Here is a 19,031-nt window from a genome sequence, read left to right on the forward strand (position 1 = left end):
TGAATCGGGCTGCGATCACGGCTGTGATCTATGGACTTGCACTCGAGCAGTCGGGGCACAGGCCCCAATAGATGACTTCCGCCTCGTCGAGAACGAAGCCATCAAGGATGTTGTCGGCATCCGACGGGGTCAGGCACGGCGCCTCGCCGACCGCGCAGTCGATGTCGGCGATGACGCCGCAGGATCGGCACACGACGTGGTGGTGGTTGTCGCCGACGCGGGATTCGTAGCGGGCGACCAACCCCAACGGCTGGATGCGCCGGACCAGACCCGCGGAGGTCAGGGCGTTGAGAACGTCGTAAACGGCTTGTCGGGAAACTTCCGGCAGCCCCAGCCGCACCGCCGAGAAGATCGTCTCGGTGTCGGCGTGCGGGTGGGCGTGCACCGCCTCGAGCACGGCGACCCGGGGCCGTGTCACACGCAGATCGGCCATCCGCAGCTGTTCCGCGTAGTCCGCCGATGAGGACACTCTGCCAATATGGCCCCTTATCTGGAATCAGTCAAGACTTTCCCGGTGGGCCGGCGAAACGGGTGGCTCAGGACGGCGGCGCGAGGGCGCTGCCGTGGCGCCATTGGTCCCAGCTGAGCGTCCAGTCGCCGTTTTGCGTCAGCTTCAATGGCGGTCCGCCGCTGTTGCGGACCTCGACCACGTCGCCGGGCACCGAGAAGTCGTAGAACCATTTTGCGTTGTCGCCGTTGAGGTTCAAGCATCCGTGCGAGGTGTCGGTGTGACCCTGGGCCCACACCGTCGCGTCGAGCTGGTGCAGATAAATGCCGTCGGTGCTGATCTTGGTGGCGTAGTTGATGGTCTCCCGGTATCCGAGGCGGGAATTCTGGGGCAACCCGAAGGTGGCGGAGTCCATCACGACGGGATTGCCCTTGTCGAGCACGGTGTAGATGCCCGGGGGAGTCCATAACGAAATTGTCTGCGAACCAATGGTTTCCGTGCCGCCCATTCCCATCGACGTCGGCATCGTACGGACCAGGGCCCCGTTGTCGAAGACGCTGACCATCTTGGTGGCGTCGTCGGCAATAGACACGTGCGCGTCGCCGATGCGGAATGACACCCGGCTGTCTTCTTGCCCGAATAGCCCGTTGCCCAGTGAGATTCCGTAGATCTTGGCTTCCGCGGTCACGGTGGTGCCCGGCGCGTAGTAATGCTCGGGTCGCCAGTGCGCGTTTTGGCTGTCGACCCACAGCCATGAGCCCTGCACCGGTGGGTTGGTGGTCACCTTGAGCTGTCGCTCGGCGGCGGCCCGGTCGGCGATCTGCTCGTCGAAGTGGGCGACCACCACCGTCCCGACGCCGTAGGCGCCGCCGTCGCGCAGGGGGGCCTCCGACGTCGTGGTCAGCGACACCTTGGTCTGGTTGGAGGGCTGCAGCGTTGAGAATGTCGACTCTTGGGTGGCCGCAACGCCGTTCGGCCCGCGGCTGGCAAGCGTCAGCGTGTAGGTGCGCCCGTAGCCGAGCGGAACGCTGGGCTTCCAGACGGTGTTGTCCGGCGTCATGATCCCCTCGACCGGTTTGCCGACGTCATTGACCATGCGCACCTCGGTCAGCTTCCCGACGTCGGCTTTGACCATGACGGGCGCCAGCGGGTCGACGTCGCGCGCGTTGGGACCGGGCGTGATGGTCACCCGGGCCGCCTCCGACGAACCCCCCGGACGGGCGCAGCCGCCGCCCGCGCACCGCGGCACCGACGCGAGCCGCACCGCGCCGACCACGCCGACGACGACGAACACGGCCAGCAGCAATCGGCGGGCGAGCGAAGCGGTGTTCGTGGACGGCATGAAAGTTGGTGGGCCCTCGCGTTACGTCGAAATGTTGCTCATCAAGTACCCCGGGGGCGTGCGCCCTGAAACCAATCCGCCGTTTCCCGACGCCGCCGCGGGGTACCAGCCCAGCCATGACTTCTTTGTGGTTCGCCGAACGAACCGAACAACCTTGGTCAGCAAGCCGGCTTGCCGATGGCCCGCGATCCGCCGACGTCGTCGTGGTGGGCGCGGGGATCACCGGGCTGATGACCGCGGTCCTGCTGACCCGCGCGGGCAAGGACGTACTGGTCGTGGAGGCGCACACCGTCGGCTCCTGCGCCACCGGGAACACCACAGCGAAAATCAGCCTGCTGCAGGGCACCCACCTGTCGAAGGTGCTGCCCAGGCACGGCAAGGGTGTTGCGCGTGCCTATGTCGACGGCAACCGGGAAGGCCAGGACTGGGTGCTCGAATACTGCGAGTCACACGGTGTGGCCGTGCAACGCGAAGACGCGTACACCTATGCCCAATCCGCCAGGGGCGTGCCGTCGGCGCGCCTGGAGCTGAAGGCCTGCCGGGCCGTCGGCCTGCCCGCGGTGTGGGACGACGAGGCCGACGTGCCGTTTCCCTACCACGGTGGAGTGCGGCTGCCCGACCAGGCGCAGTTCGACCCGATGCCGTTCCTGGACTCGTTGGCCACGGAGCTGCTCCACCGCGGGGGACGACTGGTCGAGCACGCCCGCGTGCGGCGGGTGTCCAGCCGCGGCAACCGGGTGCGCGTGCACGTCGACGACGCCGCGCAGCAGGACGTCGAACTCGAGGCGGGGCAGCTGGTGCTTGCCACCGGGATCCCGATCCTGGACCGGGGCGGCTATTTCGCGCGGGTGAAGCCGAGCCGCTCCTACTGCCTGGCCTTCAAGGTCCCGGGAAACATCACCCGGCCGATGATGATCTCCAGCGACTCGCCGACGCGCTCGGTGCGCTACGCGCCGGTCTCCGACGGGAATCGATTGATCGTGGGCGGCGCCGGCCATACCGTCGGCCGCGAAAAGAGCCCGTCGGAGTCGCTGGCGGAACTGTCGTCGTGGGCGCGCAAGCATTACCCCGGTGCGGTGCAGACCCATTTCTGGTCGGCGCAGGACTACACGCCCGTCGACCACCTGCCGTACGTGGGCCCCATCCTGCCCAACAACGAAAGCATCTTCGTCGCAACGGGTTTCAACAAATGGGGCATGACGAACGGCCCCGCCGCGGCGTTGGCGTTGTCCAGCCGAATCCTGGGCGGCCGGATGGACTGGGCCGGCGCGTTCGCCAGCTGGAGCCCCCACGAGCTGTCGGGCCTGCTGACCGCCATGCAGGCCAACCTCGAGGTCGGCTTCAACTTGACCAAGGGCTGGATCACCCCGGCGATACGCACCGGCCGGCGCAACCCGATCAACGGCGAGGGCGGCGTGGTGAGCGGGCTCCCGTGGAATCTCCAGGCCAGATGCCGGGTCGACGGCACCGAGCACCGCGTCTCCCCCGTGTGCCCGCACCTCGGCGGGATCGTGAACTGGAACGACGCGGACCAGGCGTGGGAATGCCCGCTGCACGGGTCGCGGTTCGCGCCGGACGGCACGCTGCTGGAAGGGCCGGCCACCCGCGACCTGACCGCCTCGCGCTGAGCGATCCCGCGGCGCGTGGCTCAGCCCCGCTTCTGGTAGACGAGCCAGCGCAACTCGATGGGTGACTCGTCGCGCTCCACGTCGAACACATCCAGGCCATGGGCCCAGCCCTCGAACCAGGCGGTGGGCGGCCAGGCGCCCGCGGGCAGATGGGTCTTCTCGTACTCGTAGGCGAAGTCGTCGGCAACGGGCACGAGGGGAAGCTCGGCCGCCGCCCCCGCGAGCTCGTCGCGGGTGAAGATGGTGCTGTTGCACTGCTGCGCGAATTCCCGCGCGGCGTCATCGGGCGTGTAGCCCTCGCGCGCCAGGAACGCGTTGAACACCAGGCGCCCTCCGGGCGCCAGGCAGTCGGCGGCGAGCTCGAACATGCCGCGCAGCTCCCGCGTCGTCCGGAAGTCGGGCACCAACTCCGAGGCCACGATGAGCTGATACTCGTCGCGGACGCCCTCGACGGCGGTGAAGACGTCGCTCTCGACCACGCGCACCGGAAGCGAATCCCGTTCTGCCTCCGAACGAATGATCTCGGCGAACTTCGCGGCCATCTCGATCGCGTCCACCGGGTGGCCGCGGCGGGCCAGCGCCAGGGCGTTGCGACCGGTCCCGGCGCCGATGTCGAGCACCCGGCTGGCACCGGGATCCGTGGCCTCACCGGCCAGCGCCAACACCCGCGCATCGGCTTCCGTGCCAAACAGCGGACCTTCGCGGCTGGTCACCCAGTGGTCGTATTCGACTGCGATCGTTGACACTTCGGCCTTGACGCGGTACTTCAACCCCGTCCCGAAGGGCGTCTCGAATGAGATGACGATGTTCGAACGCGACGACGCCTTGAACGCCTTTTCCAACTCGTGCTGAAGCACCGCCCTGAGCCGGGCGGATTGCTCGGCCGTATACGGTATGCCCAAGCTCGCAAAGAGGTTCTGGCACATCGTCAGGTACTCGTCGAGCAATCCCGGAACGGCCGGCAGCCTGATCTGCCCCTCGGCCTCGGCGCGGCGATACAAGCGCCGGGCCATCGCTTCGCGCAGCACCGACGGATCGAAAGACCTTGGGGCGCGATCCTCCACCAGACCCTTCTACACGACCCGACCCGCTTTGCACCAGCGATGGATCGGCCGGGCTCGGCGGATCGGCTAGGCGCCCGAGCGGGCGGCGTCTTCGAGCAGATCGACAGCCCTGGTTATGCTTTCGGCGGCCGTCGTCATTCGGGAGGCGACCTCGCGGGCCCGAGCGGCGCATTCGGGAACCAGGATCGAACGCAGGTCCGCGACCAGTGATTCCTTGGTGGTGGTCGAAAACTGGTGGCCCGAGCCGACTTTCAGGTGTTCGACGGCGGCCGCCCAGAACGGCTGATCGAGCCACACCCAGAGGATCAAGGCGGGGACTCCGGCCCGCAGGCCCGCGGCCGTGGTGCCGGCACCCCCATGGTGGACGACCGCCCGGCAGACCGGAAAGACGGCCGCGTGGTTGACCGCGTCCACCACCTTGACGTGGTCGAGATGCGCGATACCGGTGAGGTCATTCGCCCCGCCACAAATCAACGCCCGCTCGCCCAACTGCGTGCAGGCCTCGCCGATCATGGCGACGGTGTCGGCCGGAGATGCGACGGGGGTGCCGCCGAAGCCGAAGTAGATGGGCGGCGTTCCGGCCGCGATCCACGCCGAGACCTCGTCGTCTGCAGCCGCCGGCAATTCCAGCGTCAGCGCGCCGACGAAGGGCCGTCGCGTCCCCTTTTCCGGCCAGCCGGCCGCCACCGAGGGCAAGCAGAGCTCGTCGTAGGCCTGGATCTCCAGCGATCCGCCGTCCGCGCGCGTTGCGGACACGGTCACCTCGGGCAGGCCGAGCGCACGGCGTTGGGCATCTGCAGCCTCTGTTGTGACGCCCGAGGACAGCCACCCGGATGGCAAAAGCCCCACCGGGAAGAAGTGCAGTGCGGCCAGCGGAATGCCGTGATACTCCGCGACGTTGGTGGCCAGCTCTTGTTCGTTCATTCCCGCCACTACCAGGTCAACCCCATCTGCCAGAGACGTCAGCACCGCGCTCTTGTCCGCCCAGACCCGGCTGACTCGCTCGACGAGTTGGGGCAACGCCGTGATCAGATTGCCAACGCCGCCAATGAAATCCATGGCCTCGTTCATCTGCTCCCGTGTGTCCGGCCCGTAGGCGACAGCAGCGAGCCCCGCAGACTTCGCGAAGTCAAGCATGTTGGGCGGGACGGCCATGCGTACCTCGTGGCCCCGGCGCGCCAGCTCCCTGCCGATGGTGACGCAGGGCTCGACATCACCCCGACTTCCATAGGCGGCCAGTGCGAATTTCATCGGCGGAACGGTACCGCTCGGCACCCGCGCCGCGTTGGCCGGCCGGGTTCTGGGACAGCCGCGGCGGCCGCATACTGGTCTTTGACAGTGTGCGGTGTCGCCGAGCGGGGATGTGCGTGGAAGACCAGATGCGGGTCGCGAGCTTGCGCCGCTACCCGGTGAAATCGATGCTCGGCGAGGTGGTGGGCAGCCTGTTCGTCGACGAGCGAGGCGCGGAAGGGGACCGGCGGCTGGCGCTTGTCGACGCGGTCACCGGGTACGTGGCCAGCGCCAAGAACGCCCGGCTCTGGCGCGGCCTGCTGAAGTGCACCGCGAACGGAAGCGCCGGGCGGGTGAACATCGGGCTGCCCGACGGGACGAGCGTCGCGGCCGATGACCCCGGCGTGGACGAGCTGCTGTCGCGGCTGCTGGGTCGGGCGGTCCGGCTGATCGGTCAACGACCGGACGGCGCAACGCTGGAACGCCCGGACCCGGAGAAGCTGCTCGAGCTCGGACTGGACGCCGACGTCGCCGGCCGCTTCGTCGAGATCGGCCAGGCGACCCCGGGCGACTCGTTCACCGACGATGCCCCGCTGCACGCGATCACCACGGCCACGCTCGAGCACATCGGCGTGGAGGCGCTGCGCTACCGGCCCAACCTGGTGATCGCGACCCCGCCGGGTCACCCGCCATACGCCGAACACGACTGGCTCGGGCGGGAATTGACCGTCGGCGAGGCGCGGCTGCGCGTCCTTGCGTCCACGTCTCGCTGCGTGGTGCCCACGCTCGAGCACGGGCCGCTCGCGCGAGCTCCGCAGGCGCTTCGCAGGCCCGCGGCCGAAAACCGTTTGCAGGCAGGCGGTTCCGGGGCGCAGCCCTGCGCGGGGGTCTACCTCGCGGTGGTCGGGGAGGGGGTCATCCGCGTCGGCGACCCGGTCACGCTGGATTTACACACATTGCCCTAGAAAATAACAGCTTTCCCCATTTTTCACATTTGCGCCTCTTTGAACGCTCATACTTGAGCATCCTCAACGCCCCGAAGAAAGGAAGCGGGTCAAATGCCCTCACCTCGCTGGCTGGCCAGGCTGTCCATTCCCGTGATGGTTGGTGCCGCCCTTCTTACGAGCACCGCGATTGCCGCCGCGGATGGCACCGATGACGCATTCCTCGCCAAAATGCACACCCTCGGCTTCACCTGGCCGGCGGGGGACGACTCCGACATCGTCGCGATGGGTCACCAAATCTGCGCCGACCGGATGGCGGGCAAGACGCCGGACGCGATCGCCTCGGACATCCATTCCACTTTGGGCGCGAAGGGCATCTCGTTCGCGGATGTCACGTCCATGGTGAGCGCCGCGGAATCGACTTATTGCCCGGGTTGATCCGACGGGCCGAATTCCCTCAATTCGAGATTTGCCGCCGCAACGCTTCTGGGTTGGCGATCCTGATCGGTGTCCCGTTCAACCATGCCGCCACGGCTTCGACGGTGTCGGGGTAGAAGGCGCTCAGCATTTCGCGGGTGACATAGCCCAGGTGCGGAGACAGTGTCACGTTCGGCAGCCGTCTCAATGGATGATCCGGGGGGAGCGGTTCGATGTCGTAGACGTCGAGGCCGGCTCCGGCGATGCGCCCGGCCCTGAGCGCGTCGACCAGGGCCACCTCGTCCACAATCGGGCCCCTGGACGTGTTGATCAAGTACGCGTGGGGCCGCATCCGCGCCAACTCGGGCGCGGCCACCAGGCCCCGCGTGCGCTGCGAGAGCACCAGGTGGATGGACACCACGTCGGACCGTTCGAACAGTGCCGCCTTGTCGACCCGGCGCGCGCCGACGGCCGCGGCAGCCTCACCGGTGAGGTTTTGGCTCCACGCGATGACTTGCATGCCAAAGGCTTTCGCGTATTCGGCCATGCGCGTGCCGACCCTGCCCAGGCCGAGGAGCCCAAGCGTCTTGCCGGACAGCGTCATACCGGTGGTGGTCTGCCACGCGCCCTCCCGCATGCGCCGATGCTCTTCGGCCAGGTTGCGCACCGTCGCGATCAGCAACCCCCACGCCAGTTCCGGCGTCGCATCGCGGACGGACCTGAATCGCGGGTGGGCGAAATCCGTGTGGGCGACCAGGATCCCGCGTTCGGTGGCCGCGGCCATGTCCAAGTTCGGCAGGGTCTTGCCGACGATGGTGATCAGCTTCAGGTTCGGCAGCCGCTCGATGAGCTTGCGCGGGAACGCCATCCGCTCGCGCAGGGTGCAAACCACATCGAATGGCCGCAATGCGTCCGCGGCCTCCGTTTCGGAAAGGTGCCGCTCGAAGACGCTGACCTCGCATTGCTTCTGCACCTGTGACCAGTCGGCGAGTTCGAGGGCCACGCCCGCGTAGTCGTCCAGTATCGCCACCCGGTGGCCGCCGACGCGCGCCGGGTTCAGCGCCACTTGATGCCGCACCCGATCGACGGGCGCTGGTCCGGGTCGACCGGTCGCCCGGCGAGCACGGCGTCGACCGCCGCCCGGACGTCGGCAGCCGTCACCGACAGGTCGTTCCCCGGCCGCGAGTCGTCGAGCTGGCCGCGGTAGACCAGCCGGCGCTCGCCGTCGAAGACGAAGGTGTCCGGCGTGCACGCGGCGGAGAAGGCGCGGGCCACGTCCTGGGTCTCGTCGTAGAGGTACGGAAACGTCCAGCCGTGGCGGCGGGCCTCGGCGACCATCCGATCCGGCCCGTCCTGTGGGTAGCTGACGACGTCATTGCTGGAGATGCCGATCATCGCGACGCCCCGCTCGGCGAGGTCGCGCCCGAGCGCGGCGAGCCCGGCCGCGACGTGCTGGACGTACGGGCAGTGGTTGCAGATGAAGGTCACGACCAGCGCGGGGCCCGTGAGGTCGTCGAGGCTGACCGTGGCGCCGGTGGCCGGGTCGGGCAGCGTGAATCGTGGCGCGGGGGTTCCGAGGGCGAGCATGGTGGACTCGATTGCCATTCCGCCAGGCTAACCGCCACGACGCACCGGACCGATCAGAGCTTGGAGCCCAGCCCCGCGATCAAGTTGATCGTGACCGCCAGGATCACTGCGCCGAGCAGGTAGGACAGCAGCGCGTGGCGCAACACCGTCGCCCTGATGGAGGTCAGCCCGATCTCGGTGTCCGACACCTGGAAGGTCATGCCGATGGTGAAGGCCACATACGCGAAGTCCCGAAAGCGGGGCGGCTCGGGGTCGTGGAAGTTGATCCCGCCGGGTTGGTCTGTGTAGTAGAGCCGCGCGTAGTGCACGGTGAACAGGGTGTGGACGGCGAACCAGGACGCCGCGACCGTCAGGACGCCCAGAACGGCGGCCGTGATGGCTCGAGCGCCGGTGTGCGTCCCGGCGGCCACCACATAGCCGACCCCGGCGACGCTCGCGACGCTGGCCGACAGGATGACCGCGTCGGCGACCCAGCGGGTGGGATCCTCCCGCGTCGCCCAGGTGCGGGTTTGCTCCGCATCCATCCCGAACAGGATGAGCTGCGTCCACGCCACGTACACCCCGGCCGTCACGACCCAGCCGACAAGCGCGAACCGCCAGCCGGCCGTGTTTCCGACCACGACGGCGACGGCGACGCCGAGCGCCACGGCCACCGACATCCGAACCGCGACGGTGTCGCGGAACAACTTGACCAGGGGCACTGCCGCAGCCACAGTGAGCAGTCGCTACGTGCGCGGACCCTGGTTGAGGTGATTGGCCGCGAATGTCGCGGCCTGGTTGGTCATCCCGGCGTCGATGTAGGACACGTGCGCCATGATGTTGCCGCCCCCGGAGCAGATGGGGTCGTCGGGCGCGCACAAGCTGATGGTCTTGCCGCCGTAGAGCGGGTTGATCGTCGGCAGCGGCTGACCGCCCCACAACATGGTGGAAAAGCCACTGGACGGCTCGCCAAAAAGCGCGACCGCGGCGACGTGATCGGCGACCGACGCGGGCATCGCGTTGGTGGCCAGATCGATCACCGTCGAACCCTGGGAGTACCCGCCGAGCACGATTCTGCTGTTCGGGCAGGTGGCGACGGTGTCCTGGATGTGGGCGGCGGCGTCGTTGGCGCCGGCGTTCGCGCTGTTGTGGTAGTCGTCGTTCGCCGGGTAGTTGACCGCGTACGTCCCCACGGACCGCCCGCCGACCTGCGAGGTGAGCGAGTCGACGAAGGCCTGTCCGATGTTGCCGAGACCGGGCTCCTGATGGGTGCCGCGCGCGAACACGACGGCGACGTCGGAGCATGGATCGGCGGAAGCGGCGGGGCCGCCGAGGGGCGCAGCGAGCAGTGCCCACATCGTCGCGACGAGAACACCGCCAATGCGGGCAAAGCTGCGTGCAGTCATGCCCGAAATCCTGACATACGGCCGGCGGCCGCGGCGCGGGCGGATGGTCTGCCGCCGGTCGTGCACACGCGGCGCGGCGGTGGAAGTATCGCAGAGGTGGCCACCAAGAAACCGCAGACGATCTCGTACCCGGCGCCCGGCTCCCGCCCGCACCGCCACGGCGAGCAGCCGCTCGACCCCCATGTCATCGTCCTGTTCGGCGCGACGGGGGACCTGGCCAAGCGCAAGCTGCTGCCCGGCCTGGCCTACCTGGATCAGTCCGAGCTCGCGCCCGACATCCAGATCGTGGCGACGTCGCTGGAGGACTTCACCGACGACGAGTTCCGCGACCTGGCCAAGAACGCGATCGACTCGTTCGGCATGCATAAGCTCACCTCCGAAGAGTGGGCCAGCTTCGCAAAGATCGTCAGGTACGTCCCGCAATCGGCCGGGCCCGAAGCCCTCGCGGCCGCCGTCGCCGAAGCCGAGATGAACTTGGGCCAGAACGTGCGGCGGCTGCATTACCTGTCGGTCCCGCCGAAGGCTGCCCGCGACGTCATCATCATGCTGCGCGACGCCAAGCTCGTCGAGCGGTCCCGCGTTGTCATGGAGAAGCCGTTCGGCACCGACCTGGCCAGCGCGGTGTCGCTCAACGACTTCCTGCACGAAACATTCGAGGAATCCCAGATTTTCCGGATCGACCACTTCCTGGGCAAGGAGGCGGCCCAAAACATCTTGGCGTTCCGCTTCGCCAACGGTCTGTTCGAACCGATCTGGAACCGCAACTTCATCGATCACATCCAGATCGACATTCCCGAGGCCCTCGGTCTGGACCAGCGCGCCAACTTCTACGAGGCCACCGGCGCCTACAAGGACATGGTCGTGACGCACCTTTTCCAGGTGATGGCGTTCGTCGTGATGGAACCGCCGACCGCCCTCGAGCCGTATGCCATCAGCGAGGAGAAGAACAAGGTGTTCCGCTCCATGCTGCCGGTCAAGCCGTCGAACGTGGTGCGCGGCCAGTACAACGGGTACCGCCAAGAGGCCGGGGTGGCAAAGGATTCCGACACCGAGACGTTCATCGCGCTCAAGGTCGGCATCGACAACTGGCGCTGGGCCGGCGTGCCGGTCTATCTGCGCACCGGCAAGAAGATGGCCGAGGGCATCCGCATCATCTCGATCGCGTTCAAGGAGGCGCCCCGCACCATGTTCCCGCCCGGGTCGGGGGTGGGGACCCAGGGCCCGGATCACCTCACCTTCGATCTCGCCGACAACTCGAGGGTTTCGCTGTCGTTCTACGGGAAGCGGCCGGGCCCCGGGATGAAGCTGGACAAGTTGTCCATGCAGTTTTCCTCGCAGGAGATCGAGACCGTCGTCGACGTGCTGGAGGCCTACGAGCGGCTCATCCTCGACGCGATGCGGGGCGACCACACGCTGTTCAACACCGCCGAGGGCATCGAATCGCTGTGGGAGCGTTCGCAGGAACTGCTCGACGACCCGCCGCCGGCCAAGATGTACCAGCCCGGCACCTGGGGTCCCAACGCCATCCACCAACTGATCGCGCCCAACGCGTGGCGGTTGCCGTTCGAGCGGGGATGGCGCGAGTCGAGACGCTAGCCGGCCTCTTGCCGAGCGTCCTCAAAATGCCGGCCTGAACGGCGTGTCGGCGTACAGATGAGCGCGCTCGCGGGTCTTGGGCAAGTCTTAGCGCCCGCCCGGCCTATATCGGCTGACCACGCGGTAGGTTGAACGCGATTCCGCACAACCGCGAAGGGAGACACCTTGCGCCAAACCGCGGCGATGGCCGAGGTCGACCGCGCGTGGATGGTCGACACGCTGCTCGCGCTGCTGCAGACCCCGAGCCCGTCGGGGCGAACGGACGCGGTGATGCAGCTGATCGGCGACATATTCGATGACTTCGGCGTCCCGTTCTCGCTGACCCGCCGGGGGGCGCTGACCGCCGAGCTCGCGGGGGAGTCGCCGACCACCGATCGTGCGCTGGTGGTTCACGCGGACACGATCGGGTGCATGGTGCGCAGGCTCAAGGACAACGGCCGACTCGAGGTGGTGCCGGTCGGCACCTTCTCGGCGCGGTTCGCCGCCGGCGCCCGCGTGCGGATCTTCCCCGACGACCCCGACGAATTCATCACCGGCACGGTCCTGCCACTCAAGTCCAGCGGGCACGCGTTCGGCCATGAGATCGACACCCAGCCCACCGACTGGGACAACGTCGAGGTGCGCGTCGACCGCAGGGTGTCCTCGCGGGAGGACCTGGTCCGGCTCGGCCTGCAGGTCGGCGACTTCGTCGCGTTGATCACCAGCCCCGAGCTCACCGCAGACGGCTTCATCGTTTCCCGACACCTCGACGGGAAGGCCGGCATCGCGATCGCGCTGGCGCTGGCCAAGAACTTCTGCGAGAACAAGGTGGTGCTGCCGCACCGCACCATGATCATGGTCACCATCACCGAGGAGGTCGGCCACGGCGCCAGCCACGGCCTGCCCGCGGACGCCGCCGAGCTCATCTCGGTGGACAACGCGGTGTGCGCGCCCGGCCAGCAGTCCATCGAGGACGGCGTGACGATCCCGATGGCCGACATGCACGGCCCGTTCGACTACCACCTGACCCGAAAGCTCTGCCGGCTCGCGGAGGAGCGGGGCATACCGTACGCGCGGGATGTGTTCCGCTACTACCGTTCCGACGCCGCCGCCGCGATCGAGGCGGGTGCCGGCACCCGGGCCGCCCTGGTCGGCTTCGGCCTCGACGGCAGCCACGGCTGGGAGCGCACCCACATGGACTCGCTGGAGGCGACGTATAACCTGCTGCACGCCTGGCTGCAGACGCCGCTGACGTTCGCCCAATGGGACGCCAAGCCGTCGGGCAAGCTGCGCGACTTCCCCTCGTCGAAGCAGCCGGCGCCGAGCGAGCAGTGGGTGCCCCTGTCCCGCGGGGAGCATGCCGACCCCGGCGAGCCGTCGCCCGGCTCGCCGTGGCCGCCCTCGCAAGGCCCCCAGAGCTGACGGAACACGCGGTCGAGTCGCGACCGATGGGCGCGCGGGTGTTCTGGGCGATGTTCGCGCTGCTGCTGTTGGGCATTGCCGGTGTCGCGGGCGCCGGCCCGTCGCGTGCCGAGCCGGGCGCCACGGGCGGATCCGGCGACAGGCTGGTCGGCTGGGACACCTATCGCCGATTGGACCGGTTGCCGTACCTGAGCGCCGACACGCAGACGCTGCAGGTGTCGAGCTTCGATCGCAGCGGCGGCGACTTCGACATCTCCACCGGCAACCAGAACGGCAGCGGGGGATGCCTGGCCTCGGGCGGCGCCGGCTGCGTCATCGCCGAGGATCGCGGCGCCGGCGAGGTCGACTCGATCTGGTTCACCCGCGACGGCGGCAATGTCACCCGGATGGGAACCATCCGTATCGATCTGGATGGGCAGACGGTGATCGACGCGCCGCTGCAATCGTTGGTCGACGGCGAGCTGGGTGCGCCATTCGTGTGGCCCCTGGTCGCCGACGCCGCGCAGTCACCGGCCGGCGTTTACATCAAGGTGCCGATGCCGTATCGGCAGTCGATGCGGATCAGCGTCGCGCAGAATCTGCAGTACTACCACGTCGACTATCGGCAGTTTTCCAGCGCCGACGGCGTCGCCACCTTTTCGCCCGCCGATCCCGCGCTGGACGTGATCGCCACGCTGCGCGCCGGGGGCACCGCCGATCCTAAACCGGCGCCGCCCACGGCGACGCATAACACTCGGGTGGTCGAGGTCCCCGCGGACGCCGGGTCGACGATCGCGGAATCGGCTGGGCCGGCGACGATTTCGGAGCTGCGGCTGCGGCTGCCGGAACCGGCGGATCAGCTCCTGGCCGGGTTGCGGCTGCAGATCGAGTTCGACGGCCAAACCACGGTCGACTCGCCACTGGGGGAATTCTTCGGCGCCGGGCTGGGCACCAACACCGTGAAATCGCTGATGTTCTCGGCGATTCCGCAACCCTCCGGTTCGCTGTCGTTGTCGGAATGGTGGCCGATGCCTTTCGCGCACACGGCCCGCGTCACCCTGGTCAACACGACGGCCGATCCGGTGGCGGGGATCGACAGCGACGTCGTGACCGCGCCGGATCCGCAGTGGGGGCCCGCGATCGCCGGCGACCGTGTCGGATACTTCACCGCACGCTCGCACGCCGGGCCGACAGCGCTCGGACAGGACTGGGTGTTCGCCGACGAGCCCGGCCACGGCAAGTTCGTCGGCGTCAGCCACACCATCAGGGGCTCCCGGATCAGGACGTCCTTCAGCGACGACGCCCCCTACTTTCTCGAGGGCGCCGAACGCGTGTACACCGACGGTTCCGCGTCGCCCCAGTGGTACGGCACCGGCACCGAGGACTTCTACGAGGGCGGCTGGTACTTCAAGGGCGGCACGCACTTCAGCGACCCGTTGACCGGTCAACCCGATCAGCGCACGCAGGCCGGCGGATGCGCGGACTACTGCGTCGCCACCTATCGCCTCATGCTCGCCGACGCCGTTGGCTACCACTCCGCAATCCGGTTCGGCATCGAGCACGGCAAGCGGAACCTGGTCGAACCCGATTACAGCTCAACGGCATTCCTTTACACGCAACCGAACGAGACCACCGCGCGCGGCGACGAAATCGTCCCTTCCGACCCGATGAGCCGAATCCTGCACATCTATACCGACGCCGACGCCGCCGACCAGATGCTGGTCGGCACGTACGAGGGGAGTGACGACGCCCGGCCCGTGGCCGGGTTGGTCCGTGCCACCCAGAGCGCGATCACCTTCAATGCCCAGATCCGTCCCGACAACCACGGCGTGCTGTTGCGCCGCACGTCCGACCAGGCGATTGGCTACCAATCGGCCGACGTGGCCATCGACGGGGTGCGCGCCGGCACTTGGCTGCAGCCGCGCAGCAACACCTTTCACCGCTGGCTCGACGACACGTTCCTGGTGCCCGAGTCGCTCACCGCGGGCAAGGACCGCATCGCCGTCACCCTCACGCCCTTTCCCAGCGCCCCGCCGTGGACCGCCGGCCGCTACCGCGTGGACGCACTGACGGGGTCGTAGGCGGGTATGGCTACCGTTGACGTACGCCGACGACGGAGGTGAGCACCATGAGCCGCAGCTGGGCTTCTTGGCTCGTGCTCGGTGCGATCGTCTTCGCACTCGTCGGGTCCATGCAGCCGACGGCGGTGGCCGGCGCGCAGCCGCGCCTGGCGTCGGACCCCGCGCAGCTGGCCGACGACCTTGTGGCGGACGAGCACGCATTGCACGACCCGTCGACGGGGGAGGCAGCGCTCGTGGCCGCGGCGCACCGTCAACAGGCGGCCTATCGCGCGATCGGGCGGCACCCCGAATGGAATGCGACGACACGACCGCGGATCCCGCCGGAATTGATCGATGTCTACGACCGCAACGTCGATGCCCGGCGCCAGCTCTCCGCGATGACACCGGTGCGGGACACCCTGCCCGCGTGGCGCGTGGAGCCCCCTGCCCCCGCCGACCAGTTGCTGGGTTACTACCACCAGGCGGAGTCGGAAACCGGCGTCGGCTGGAACTACTTGGCCGCCATCAACTTCATCGAGACCCGGTTCGGCAGCATCGTCGGCACAAGCACCGCCGGCGCGCAAGGACCCATGCAATTCCTGCCGCCGACGTTCGCAACCTATGGGCAGGGCGGCGACATCCAGTCGCCGCACGACAGCATCCTGGCGGCGGGCCGCTACCTCGCCGCCAACGGCTTCGCCAACGATCGCGATCACGCGATCTACCGGTACAACCACGCAAACGAATACGTGCGCGCGGTCAACCAATATGCGACGCTGCTGGCCGCCGATCCCGCCGCGTTTGCCGACTATTACCGGTGGGACCTCTATTGCTACACGACCGCCGGCGACGTGTTGCTGCCCATCGGCTACGCCGCAACGTCACCGATCCCGGTCGGGGAGTACCTGGCGAACCACCCGCAATAAGCCTCCGCTACTTCGGTGCGCCGTTGCGTTCGATCCACTGGGCGAGCGCCGCCTCGAGCGCGCCCGCGACCCCGACGCCGGCGGCGTCGGCCGCCCGTTCGAACCGCTCGACCAGCTCCGTCGGGACCGAGGCGTTCACCTTGGAGCGTGCCGGTTTCGGCTTCGGCGGCGGCGCGACGGGCGCGTGTCGCGCGGCGGTCGCTTCCATGGTTTCACGCAGGGCGGGTATCTGCTTGAGCAAGCGGTCGAGATCGTCGCGCTCGATCCGCAGCACCTCGGCCGGCCCCATCGTCGTCACGGTCGCGGAGCGCAATTTCCCACGGCGAAGCGCGGATTCGCCGATGACCTCGCCGGGCCCCAACACGGCGATGCGGTCGTCGCCGACGTACACGCCCACCTCCCCGCTGAGCAGGATGAAACAGTCGTGCGACGGGGTCTGCTCGCGAATCAGCGGCCATGGCACCGACCGAGAAGTGTGATGCGCTGCTCGGACCAGACGGTCCAGCTCATCATCGGAAAACTTGTCGAAGGCGCTGAATTCACGTAGCCGGCGGGCGTATTTGCCCGATTGCTCCGCGTCCGACTTCGGGTCTGACTTCATAGCGGGCTCCCGATGCGCGATGTGACCGTGACATCGAGGAGCCTAACGCTGGTTTCAGCAGATCAGTTTGCTTTTCGCATTTGCACCGCCCGCGTGACTAGACAGCCCGACCGGGTTCCTCGCGTTGCATCTCCACATTCGAGTCCACGTTCGAGGCGGTAACGCGCTGACCCGGCGGCTCGTGTCGGGTCAATTCGCTGGGCAGGTCACGGGCGCGCTTGTTGGCGTACATGTGCTCGTCCGCGAGGCGCAGCAGGTCCTGCTCACCCACGGCGATCCCCGCGCTGAAGCCGACCGGCGCCCCCATTTCGGACCAGCGCTGGCGGAGTCGTTCCAGGACCCGCTCGGCCTCGGCGCGGTCGGCGCCGACGAGCATGAGGAGGAACTCGTCGCCGCCGATACGGAAGACGACGTCGTCCTCGCGGACCGAGCTGCGCAGCGCATCGGCGAAGGTGACCAGTAGTTGGTCGCCGCCCTCGTGGCCGTGGCGGTCGTTGTATTGCTTGAAGTTGTCAAGGTCGATGAGCACGACGGACGACCCCCTGGCGTGCATCGACAGCCGGGGGCTGAGCGTGCTCCGGTTGAGCAGCTGGGTGAGGGCATCGGTCTGCGCGATCTCGCGGAGCATCGCGCTCTGCTGCTCTAACCGGGCGACCAGCCACGCCGGGACCTCCGCGACGAGCACCCACATGATCGCGGCCAACACCACGGTCACCGTTGCGCCGGGCAGGACCTTGGCGGTACCCAGGACGAAAGCCACCACGCCGAGGGGAAGGACCACGAGCGATCGCCAGCGCGGGCAAGTGAGGCCGATATAGGCGAACGCGATCGTGACCGTGCCGGGGAAGTCCTGGGTGGCGCGCGGTTCGATGGCCCCTGCGATGGCCGTGACGAGCAGCGCCGCGACCGGCCACCAGACGAGCAGGTCGCGCCGCTCTTGCCACCTGCGCAGCCGGCCGACCAGGACCGCGGCCCCCGCCAGCACCGCGGCCGCGCCGAGGAGCCAGTACAGCGCAGCGTCGACCCCGCCACCGCGGGCGTGCACCGCGGCCGCGGCGTACAGCACGAGCAGCACAAGGAATGCGATCACGCCGATTGCGTGCATGCGCCTCGCTGACGGCTCAGGCTCCACGCCCCACAACACGTCAATAGGATAGGGCCCTCGTCGTGCGAATTGGCCACCTTAGCGGGCCGAGTTAGCCCGCGACGGATTGCTCGAGGGTCGCCAGGGAAGCGGCGAGGTAGTCCTCCGGAAAAATGGGCATCCCACCGACTCGGTCGCGGAAATCCTGCGGCGTCGCGGTCCAGTCATAGGTGAGGGTGACGTCGGTGCCGTCGCCGTTCGGAGCGAGGTCGTAGCGCCAGAACCAACCGCCGGGACTGTGGTTGCCGTTGTCGTCGAGCACGCCCGGCATCCACCCGATCGCACGGTCCTTCTCGAAGACGTTGACCAGGTTGTATGTGACGTAGTCGCCGCCCGCCCGGGTGAGATACATGTTCATCGCGAACATCTGTCCGGCCCCGGTGATCGGCGCGGTGTCCACCGCTTCGCGTACCCAGTCGGTGGGTTCGGTGCCCCGATGGCGCGACGGGTCGGCGAGGACGGCGAAGATTGTCGCAGCGGTGGCGGGGATGGTGCGGGTGACGACGTAGCGTTCGGTGGTCGCGGTCATGAGTTGTCCTTGGGTCCGTAGGCCCGGGCGATATCGGGGGAGCCGAGCCAACCCGAGTATGTCGGTCGTGACGGCCAGCCCTCAGGCGAATCGAGCCACTCCTCCTGCCGGCCCCAGGGCAGGATGTCGATCAGGCCGAACGTGTGGCTGAGCTGCTCGGTGCCCCGCCCGTTGGTGTGCCAGGTGCGGTACACGGTGTCGCCGTCGCGCAGGAACACGTTGACCGCGAAGCCCCCATTCGGTGGTGCGTCCATGTCCGCGCCGAAGCTGCTCTCCGACGAGGAGTACCACTCCATGCGGTTGCCGACCTTCGCCTTGTAGGCGAGCGCCTCGTCGATCGGCCCGTTGGTCACGATGACGAAGCGGGCGTCGTAGTTGTCGAGAAACTCCAGCCGGGTGAACTGCGACGTGAAGCCGGTACACCCGCCGCACTGCCACTCCGCGCCGTCCGACCACATGTGGTGGTAGACGATGAGCTGCGAGCGGCCATCGAACACATCCGCCAGCCGGACCGGCCCGTCGGCGCCGATCAGCGTGTAGTCGGGCAGCTCGACCATCGGCAGACGCCGCCGCTGGGCGGCGATCGCATCCAGTTCCCGGGTGGCCGCCTTCTCGCGCTTGCGCAGTTCGTCGAGCGCGGCGCGCCAGGTTTGGTGGTCGACGACGGGTGGCAGAGCTTGTATGTGCTGCGAGGTCATGGGTCCACCTTTCGATTTCTTCCGTCTGGAAGGTCTGACTGCCGGCGCTGCC

General features: G+C 68.1%; 19 protein-coding genes. 7 read left to right on the forward strand and 12 right to left on the reverse strand.

Annotation, left to right across the window (positions count from 1 at the left end; translation table 11 throughout):
* Positions 1–28: 28 nt before the first annotated feature.
* Both OQ968_RS09435 and OQ968_RS09440 read right to left on the reverse strand, forming a co-directional pair.
* The gene (locus OQ968_RS09435) at positions 29–469 is read right to left on the reverse strand and encodes a Fur family transcriptional regulator (RefSeq protein WP_324676996.1); all 441 of its coding nucleotides are present in this window, start codon (positions 467–469) and stop codon (positions 29–31) included.
* A 67-nt stretch (positions 470–536) separates the two neighbouring features.
* Complete coding sequence (locus tag OQ968_RS09440) at positions 537–1,790, reverse strand: L,D-transpeptidase (protein ID WP_324676998.1); 1,254 nt, start codon at positions 1,788–1,790, stop codon at positions 537–539.
* Positions 1,791–1,906: 116 nt separating this feature from the next.
* Between OQ968_RS09440 and OQ968_RS09445 the strand changes: the two genes are divergently transcribed.
* Entirely contained in the window at positions 1,907–3,418 is a 1,512-nt protein-coding gene (locus OQ968_RS09445; RefSeq protein WP_324677000.1) for an FAD-dependent oxidoreductase, read from the forward strand.
* Between the two features lie 20 nt (positions 3,419–3,438).
* On the opposite strand, the gene OQ968_RS09450 is transcribed toward OQ968_RS09445, so the two are convergent.
* Both OQ968_RS09450 and OQ968_RS09455 read right to left on the reverse strand, forming a co-directional pair.
* On the reverse strand, positions 3,439–4,482 hold the full coding sequence (locus OQ968_RS09450; RefSeq protein WP_420715866.1) for a class I SAM-dependent methyltransferase: 1,044 nt from the start codon (positions 4,480–4,482) through the stop codon (positions 3,439–3,441).
* Between the two features lie 66 nt (positions 4,483–4,548).
* Positions 4,549–5,733, reverse strand: a complete 1,185-nt coding sequence (locus tag OQ968_RS09455; protein WP_324677002.1) for a glycosyltransferase — start codon at positions 5,731–5,733, stop codon at positions 4,549–4,551.
* A gap of 128 nt (positions 5,734–5,861) precedes the next feature.
* Here OQ968_RS09455 and OQ968_RS09460 point away from each other — a divergent pair, with 128 nt between their 5' ends.
* Both OQ968_RS09460 and OQ968_RS09465 read left to right on the forward strand, forming a co-directional pair.
* On the forward strand, positions 5,862–6,677 hold the full coding sequence (locus OQ968_RS09460) for an MOSC domain-containing protein (protein ID WP_324677004.1): 816 nt from the start codon (positions 5,862–5,864) through the stop codon (positions 6,675–6,677).
* Between the two features lie 135 nt (positions 6,678–6,812).
* Entirely contained in the window at positions 6,813–7,094 is a 282-nt protein-coding gene (locus tag OQ968_RS09465; protein ID WP_420715867.1) for a DUF732 domain-containing protein, read from the forward strand.
* Between the two features lie 19 nt (positions 7,095–7,113).
* On the opposite strand, the gene OQ968_RS09470 is transcribed toward OQ968_RS09465, so the two are convergent.
* Genes OQ968_RS09470 through OQ968_RS09485 form a run of 4 tightly spaced genes read right to left on the reverse strand, consistent with a single transcriptional unit; the run spans position 7,114 to position 10,045 of the window.
* Positions 7,114–8,139: a D-2-hydroxyacid dehydrogenase family protein gene (locus OQ968_RS09470; RefSeq protein ID WP_324677007.1), complete on the reverse strand. Its 1,026-nt coding sequence runs from the start codon at positions 8,137–8,139 to the stop codon at positions 7,114–7,116.
* The gene (locus tag OQ968_RS09475; RefSeq protein WP_324677008.1) at positions 8,130–8,678 is read right to left on the reverse strand and encodes a thioredoxin family protein; all 549 of its coding nucleotides are present in this window, start codon (positions 8,676–8,678) and stop codon (positions 8,130–8,132) included. Before OQ968_RS09475 ends, OQ968_RS09470 begins: the two co-directional genes overlap by 10 nt.
* 35 nt (positions 8,679–8,713) lie before the next feature.
* Positions 8,714–9,373, reverse strand: a complete 660-nt coding sequence (locus OQ968_RS09480; RefSeq protein WP_324677010.1) for a DUF1345 domain-containing protein — start codon at positions 9,371–9,373, stop codon at positions 8,714–8,716.
* A gap of 12 nt (positions 9,374–9,385) precedes the next feature.
* Positions 9,386–10,045, reverse strand: coding sequence for a cutinase family protein (locus OQ968_RS09485; protein ID WP_324677012.1), 660 nt, complete (start codon positions 10,043–10,045; stop codon positions 9,386–9,388).
* Positions 10,046–10,141: 96 nt separating this feature from the next.
* On the opposite strand from OQ968_RS09485, the gene zwf reads away from it, so the two are divergent.
* From zwf to OQ968_RS09505, 4 genes are all read left to right on the forward strand, one after another.
* Positions 10,142–11,641: a glucose-6-phosphate dehydrogenase gene (gene zwf, locus OQ968_RS09490; RefSeq protein WP_324677014.1), complete on the forward strand. Its 1,500-nt coding sequence runs from the start codon at positions 10,142–10,144 to the stop codon at positions 11,639–11,641.
* Positions 11,642–11,806: 165 nt separating this feature from the next.
* Positions 11,807–13,042, forward strand: coding sequence for an osmoprotectant NAGGN system M42 family peptidase (locus OQ968_RS09495; protein ID WP_324677016.1), 1,236 nt, complete (start codon positions 11,807–11,809; stop codon positions 13,040–13,042).
* Between the two features lie 50 nt (positions 13,043–13,092).
* Positions 13,093–15,102, forward strand: a complete 2,010-nt coding sequence (locus tag OQ968_RS09500; protein WP_324677399.1) for a glycoside hydrolase family 172 protein — start codon at positions 13,093–13,095, stop codon at positions 15,100–15,102.
* Between the two features lie 110 nt (positions 15,103–15,212).
* Positions 15,213–16,007 carry a transglycosylase SLT domain-containing protein gene (locus OQ968_RS09505; protein WP_420715880.1) on the forward strand — a complete coding sequence of 265 codons (795 nt, stop codon included), beginning with the start codon at positions 15,213–15,215 and terminating at the stop codon, positions 16,005–16,007.
* Between the two features lie 7 nt (positions 16,008–16,014).
* On the opposite strand, the gene OQ968_RS09510 is transcribed toward OQ968_RS09505, so the two are convergent.
* From OQ968_RS09510 to OQ968_RS09525, 4 genes are all read right to left on the reverse strand, one after another.
* Positions 16,015–16,608, reverse strand: a complete 594-nt coding sequence (locus OQ968_RS09510; RefSeq protein WP_324677019.1) for a cyclic nucleotide-binding domain-containing protein — start codon at positions 16,606–16,608, stop codon at positions 16,015–16,017.
* A gap of 97 nt (positions 16,609–16,705) precedes the next feature.
* Complete coding sequence (locus OQ968_RS09515; protein WP_324677021.1) at positions 16,706–17,698, reverse strand: GGDEF domain-containing protein; 993 nt, start codon at positions 17,696–17,698, stop codon at positions 16,706–16,708.
* Positions 17,699–17,804: 106 nt separating this feature from the next.
* A complete protein-coding gene (locus OQ968_RS09520) occupies positions 17,805–18,281 on the reverse strand; it encodes an SRPBCC family protein (RefSeq protein ID WP_324677024.1) in 477 nt (158 codons plus the stop codon).
* Positions 18,278–18,979, reverse strand: a complete 702-nt coding sequence (locus OQ968_RS09525) for a DUF899 domain-containing protein (protein WP_324677026.1) — start codon at positions 18,977–18,979, stop codon at positions 18,278–18,280. The genes OQ968_RS09520 and OQ968_RS09525 overlap by 4 nt, the downstream gene beginning before the upstream one ends.
* Positions 18,980–19,031: the final 52 nt, after the last annotated feature.

The organism is Mycobacterium sp. 663a-19, assembly GCF_035616495.1.
GTDB lineage: Bacteria > Actinomycetota > Actinomycetes > Mycobacteriales > Mycobacteriaceae > Mycobacterium.

Excerpts from the sequence above, each read along its gene's own strand:
- OQ968_RS09475 (WP_324677008.1), bottom strand. The coding sequence starts at position 8,678 with ATGGCAATCGAGTCCACCATGCTCGCCCTCGGAACCCCCGCGCCACGA.
- OQ968_RS09485 (WP_324677012.1), bottom strand. The coding sequence starts at position 10,045 with ATGACTGCACGCAGCTTTGCCCGCATTGGCGGTGTTCTCGTCGCGACG.
- OQ968_RS09455 (WP_324677002.1), bottom strand. The coding sequence starts at position 5,733 with ATGAAATTCGCACTGGCCGCCTATGGAAGTCGGGGTGATGTCGAGCCC.
- OQ968_RS09440 (WP_324676998.1), bottom strand. The coding sequence starts at position 1,790 with ATGCCGTCCACGAACACCGCTTCGCTCGCCCGCCGATTGCTGCTGGCC.
- OQ968_RS09505 (WP_420715880.1), top strand. The coding sequence starts at position 15,213 with ATGCAGCCGACGGCGGTGGCCGGCGCGCAGCCGCGCCTGGCGTCGGAC.
- OQ968_RS09525 (WP_324677026.1), bottom strand. The coding sequence starts at position 18,979 with ATGACCTCGCAGCACATACAAGCTCTGCCACCCGTCGTCGACCACCAA.
- OQ968_RS09465 (WP_420715867.1), top strand. The coding sequence starts at position 6,813 with ATGGTTGGTGCCGCCCTTCTTACGAGCACCGCGATTGCCGCCGCGGAT.
- OQ968_RS09460 (WP_324677004.1), top strand. The coding sequence starts at position 5,862 with ATGCGGGTCGCGAGCTTGCGCCGCTACCCGGTGAAATCGATGCTCGGC.
- OQ968_RS09520 (WP_324677024.1), bottom strand. The coding sequence starts at position 18,281 with ATGACCGCGACCACCGAACGCTACGTCGTCACCCGCACCATCCCCGCC.
- OQ968_RS09445 (WP_324677000.1), top strand. The coding sequence starts at position 1,907 with ATGACTTCTTTGTGGTTCGCCGAACGAACCGAACAACCTTGGTCAGCA.
- OQ968_RS09500 (WP_324677399.1), top strand. The coding sequence starts at position 13,093 with ATGTTCGCGCTGCTGCTGTTGGGCATTGCCGGTGTCGCGGGCGCCGGC.
- OQ968_RS09510 (WP_324677019.1), bottom strand. The coding sequence starts at position 16,608 with ATGAAGTCAGACCCGAAGTCGGACGCGGAGCAATCGGGCAAATACGCC.